Source organism: Streptomyces sp. NPDC052101 (genome assembly GCF_040680235.1).
Classification (GTDB): domain Bacteria; phylum Actinomycetota; class Actinomycetes; order Streptomycetales; family Streptomycetaceae; genus Streptomyces.
Genome location: NZ_JBFAWH010000096.1, coordinates 1 through 4,531, shown reverse-complemented (window position 1 = coordinate 4,531; position 4,531 = coordinate 1). Strand labels below are relative to the sequence as shown.

Sequence of the window (4,531 nt, the reverse complement as noted above, 5' to 3'; positions counted from 1 at the left end):
TTCCGCCAGATCGAGGCGGCCGGAGGCCAGATCACCAGCGTCGCCAGCTTCGCCACCGACCTCGTACGCGACTTCACCACCCCGACGGGCCAAGAGGTCATCTCGGCCCTGCACGGTCTGATCCAGCAACCCGCGGCCGAACCGGCACGGTAGCCACCAGCGCATGCCACGGGCTGACAGGGATCCTGCCCGACCGCAGGTGATCTTCGTGTGCCGCGGCTACATCTTCCACGGCACCGTCACCTCGATCCGACTCTGGCTCCGCCCGTGATCTCCGCCGGATTCGGTCGCCGGTCGTGCCGTCGAGCATCTCGCGCAGGATGTCCAGGTGGCCGTTGTGGCGGGCCGTCTCCTCGGTGAGGTGGAGGAGGATCCAGCGCAGGTCGACGTGGAGGCCATTTCGAACGGCTCGCTGGGCCCGCTTGTCCAGGCCGTTCCCAGCGACCAGTTCGCGGTAGCGGGTGCTCTGTTCGACGTACTCGTCGAGCAACTGCGTGAGCGGGAAGTCGACGGCGATACGCATCTCGCGGTCGGGGTCCTCCAACCTGCTCCACCCAGTTTCTTGTCCGGCGGGTCGCTACAGCGACACAGCGCCGGTGGACCGCCCGGCCTGCTCGACCGGACAGGCATCGCTAGACCTCGACGCCTCGCGGCACACCGTGCAACGTACGGCGCCTCCGTGACCGCCACCACGATAGCGATGTTGACGATCGTCAACGCTGGTGGACGCCTAATGGGAACCCCGGGCGGGATCGGACGCAGCGCCAGCAGTCGGAGTGTCCCATCGCGGTTCTGGGCGGCGAAGCGCAGGGCGATGGTCACAGATATTTTCGGATCGGCCTGGGACGCGGGGACGGGTTCACGGCGTCGTTAGGGTGAACCGACTGAAAGGGATCTTGGATGAGGCGCCGCGACGAAGAGAGCTTCCTGGCGTTCGCGGCCGCGCGTTCGGGGTCGTTGTTCCGTTCGGCGTGCGTGCTGTGCAGCGGCGACGAGCACCTGGCGGAGGATCTGGTCCAGGAGACCCTGGGCCGCCTGTACGCCCGGTGGTCACGGCTGCGGCAGGTGGAGAATCCGGCGGCCTACGCGCAGACGGTACTGGTGCGCACTTTTCTCACCTACCGGCGTCGCCGTAGCAGCGATGAAATTCCGAGCTCCGTCATGCCGGATGCGGCCGCTGCTGGCGAGGGCGATGCGCCGTTGCGGGTGACGTTGCTCAGCGCCATGGGGCGGCTCTCGTCACGAGACCGAGCGGTTCTGCTGCTGCGCTACTGGGAGGACCGCAGCGTCGAGGAGACCGCCGACATCCTGCAGATTCGGCCGGGTGCAGTGCGCAACCGCAGCATGCGCGCCCTGGAGCGACTTCGTGAAGTGCTCGGCTGCGACCTGGCGGAGCTGGCCAACCGCTGACCTCAAGGTCCTACGCACGCCTGCCCGCCCAGCCTGGAGACCGAGTCATGCCTATCGAAGAAGATTTCACCAACACTCTGCGCTCTGAGCTCAGTTCCTGCGAACCGGACTTGTTTGTGATGCTCGCCGAAGGTGTGCATCGAGGCCGTCGGCGCCGACGGCGGCGGACCACCCTGCTTACCAGCGTGTGCGTGCTGCTCGCGGGAGGCGTTGCCGGCGTGATGACACCTTTGCTGACGCATTCCACTGGTGCCACCGTCCGCCCCGGCAAGGTTGTTGCGGCCCCACAGGCGCCACCGCCCCAGGCACCCACACCACCTGCCGCGCCCACGGCCTCGCCCCGCGAGCTTTCGGCTTGGTCGACCGAAGAGGTGATGCGGCGGCTCACATCGCTGGTTCCTCCTGGGATCACGGTGACGAGGGGAGGCTCGCCGCAGCGACCCGAGGCGTTCGTGAGGTACTTCGAGCTTGATGACGGGCACGGCGCCTGCTGGCTGGCGGTGACCGTCCAGCCACTCGTCGGGGAGCAACTCGATCAACAGCGCCGCTACATGCTGACGGTCACATCCCCGCTTCGGGACGGAGCCCTGGTCTACACCCAGCAGATCTCACATCAGTCCGGCGTGGCCCCCTACCAAGTGGCCGTCGCGCTGAGAGCCGATGGAATGAGCATCACGATGAATTTGTCGACGGCCTCGTACCCGGACCGCACCCCTGTGCGCTCCGCGCCGATCCTGAGCGCCGGCCAGCTGACCGCCATCGCGTCGAGCCCTGCCTGGGAACCAGGGCAGTGACCGTGGTGAGGAAGACAGCGGTCGGGTTACGCCGTGGCCCGCAACGACGGGTCGGTCAGCCGGTTGCGCGGGGCGCACGAGGCAACCGTCCAGAGCCACTTCGGCCTCCGTGGTGATTGTTGCGTCACCGGTCGCACCGCGGGGCAGCGACGGGCAAAAGCCGCGTGGGTGTCCGCGGAGGCACCACCAGTGGTGCGGCTGATGGCTCCCAACGCCGCTTGAGCAACCCTCTCGACGAACGTTCGACCAGGCACACCAGGACGCCTCCGGAACCGGCTTGTCCTGGCATCCACGCAAGGAGTAAAGACTCCATGACATCCCCCGAAGACGCCCTGACACCTGTGGTCCGAGCACCGCGCGGCAAGCCGAATCGCGGCGGAAGACGCAAGCCGAAGGCCAAGAAGAGGGTGAAGCGAATAGCCATGGGCGTCGGCGCCTTCGTGGTGCTCGTCGCGGCCGCGGGCTGCGCCTGGATCTACCAGCTCGACAGCAACATCAAGCACAGCGCCCTGGACACCGGCGCGCAGCCGCAGAAAGGCGCCGTGATCCCGGGTGCACTGAACATCCTGGTGATCGGCTCCGACACCCGTAACAGCGCGCTGGACAGCCGCCTGGGCGGCTCGGACCAGTCCCTGCCGCACGCGGACGTCGAGATGCTGGTGCACGTCTCGGCGGACCACCACAACGCGACTGCGATGAGCATCCCGCGCGACACCGACCTCCACATGCCGTCGTGCACGCAGAACGGCAAGCCCCACGACTTCCCCGCGAACGAGCAGATCACCAACAGCCTGAACTATGGGCCGGGCTGCACGGTGGCGGCGGTCAACGCCCTCACCGGGGTGCACATCGATCACTTCATGGTGGTGGACTTCTCCGGCGTGGTGGACATGTCCGACGCTGTCGGGGGCGTGCAGGTCTGCACCACGCACAACGTCTACGACCCGGGCTCCCATCTCAAGCTGTCCGCCGGCACGCACACCCTGGTCGGCCAGGGCGCGCTGGAGTTCCTGCGCACCCGGCACGCGTTCGGCGGCGCGAGCGACGTGGACCGCGCCGAGACCCAGCACATCTTCCTGAGCGCGCTGATCCACAAGATGAAGAGCGCCGGCACCCTGGCCAACCCCTCGCACGTCTTCAAGCTCGCGGAGGCCGGCTCGCACGCGTTCGCGGTGGACGACGCTCTGGCCGGTGTGACCAGCCTGGTCAGTCTGGCCAACACGCTCGGGAGCATCCCGACCGACCACATAACCTTCGCCACGATGCCGACGCGTCAGGACCCCTACAACCCGAAAGCCTGGCTGGTGCCGGGGCCGGGCGCGCAGCAGCTATTCGACGCGATAGCCAACGACCAGTCGCTGACGCCGACCACCTCGTCCAAGCCGTCCGCGGGCGCGACCGCCTCCGCCGACCAGTCGGTGGATCCGTCCACGGTCGAGGTCCATGTGTTCAACGGCACCGGGATCCCGGACCGCGCGGCCGCCGTGCAAAGGGAGCTGGCCGGCAAGGGCTACTCCCACCCTGTCCTTGAGCGCACCCCCGCGACGGTGAGCGCGAGCAAGGTTGAGTATGCGGCCGCTGAGCCGCTCTCCAAGCGTGAGGCGCAGCAGGTGGCCAGTGCCCTGGGCCTGTCTTCCTCCTCCCTCACCACGGTTCCCGGCCTCACCACCGTCCACGTGGTCGTCGGCCCGGACCTCAAGGTCGGCGGCGGTTCCTCGTCCGGCTCCAAGCCCCCGGTGAACATCGGCGCGGCGACCGCCCAGGCCCACACGGAGATCGCCGGCAACACTGTTCAGTGCGCCAAGGCCTCCCCCTGGCCGTTGGGCGGTCTCCCGGCCTCGGCGGCGGCCTACCAGGGCCTCACCGTGGAGCAGGCCTACGCGAAGGCCACCCAGGAGGGCATCCCGGACTCCGACAAGACCAGGAGCCAATGACCGTCAGACAGCCCACCTCGGGGAAGCGTCCACACCGCTACTGGTCGCGCCCGCATCGTGCGTTCTGAGAGGGCGGAATGCGAGCCGGTATCCGTTCTGTCGTCACCTGAACGTGCGGCCTTGCCGTCCGTGGCAGGTCGCGGGGGCGGCGCCGTGCTGAGGTGGTTGGGTGAGTGAGCGCAAGCCCTGCAAGAGCGACCTATCCGACGAGCGCTGGGCGCTGATCGAGCCCGTGATCACCGCCTGGAAGGCCCAGCACCCGTCCGTCAGCGGCCACGAGGGCCGCTACGAGACGCGGGGGACTTGTACGGAAACAAAGTGCTGCTTCTTCTCTGCGAGTCTCGTTGGGCTGGTATGGCGCTTCCGGGAGACGTTCACGGTCAACTCGCTGTG

Annotated in this window: 3 protein-coding genes and 2 pseudogenes; 4 read left to right on the top strand and 1 reads right to left on the bottom strand. The window is 67.9% G+C overall.

Annotation, left to right across the window (positions count from 1 at the left end; genetic code table 11):
• Positions 1-286 precede the first annotated feature (286 nt).
• Positions 287-541: pseudogene (locus tag AB0L75_RS43830) on the bottom strand (DUF664 domain-containing protein); the annotation flags it as partial.
• 359 nt (positions 542-900) lie between these two features.
• Here AB0L75_RS43830 and AB0L75_RS43825 point away from each other — a divergent pair.
• From AB0L75_RS43825 to AB0L75_RS43810, 4 genes and pseudogenes are all read left to right on the top strand, one after another.
• Positions 901-1,410, top strand: a complete 510-nt coding sequence (locus AB0L75_RS43825; RefSeq protein ID WP_365191893.1) for a SigE family RNA polymerase sigma factor — start codon at positions 901-903, stop codon at positions 1,408-1,410.
• A 47-nt stretch (positions 1,411-1,457) separates the two neighbouring features.
• Positions 1,458-2,204, top strand: coding sequence for a hypothetical protein (locus AB0L75_RS43820; protein ID WP_365191892.1), 747 nt, complete (start codon positions 1,458-1,460; stop codon positions 2,202-2,204).
• 311 nt (positions 2,205-2,515) lie between these two features.
• Positions 2,516-4,138, top strand: a complete 1,623-nt coding sequence (locus AB0L75_RS43815) for an LCP family protein (RefSeq protein ID WP_365191891.1) — start codon at positions 2,516-2,518, stop codon at positions 4,136-4,138.
• A 169-nt stretch (positions 4,139-4,307) separates the two neighbouring features.
• Positions 4,308-4,531: pseudogene (locus tag AB0L75_RS43810) on the top strand (hypothetical protein); the annotation flags it as partial.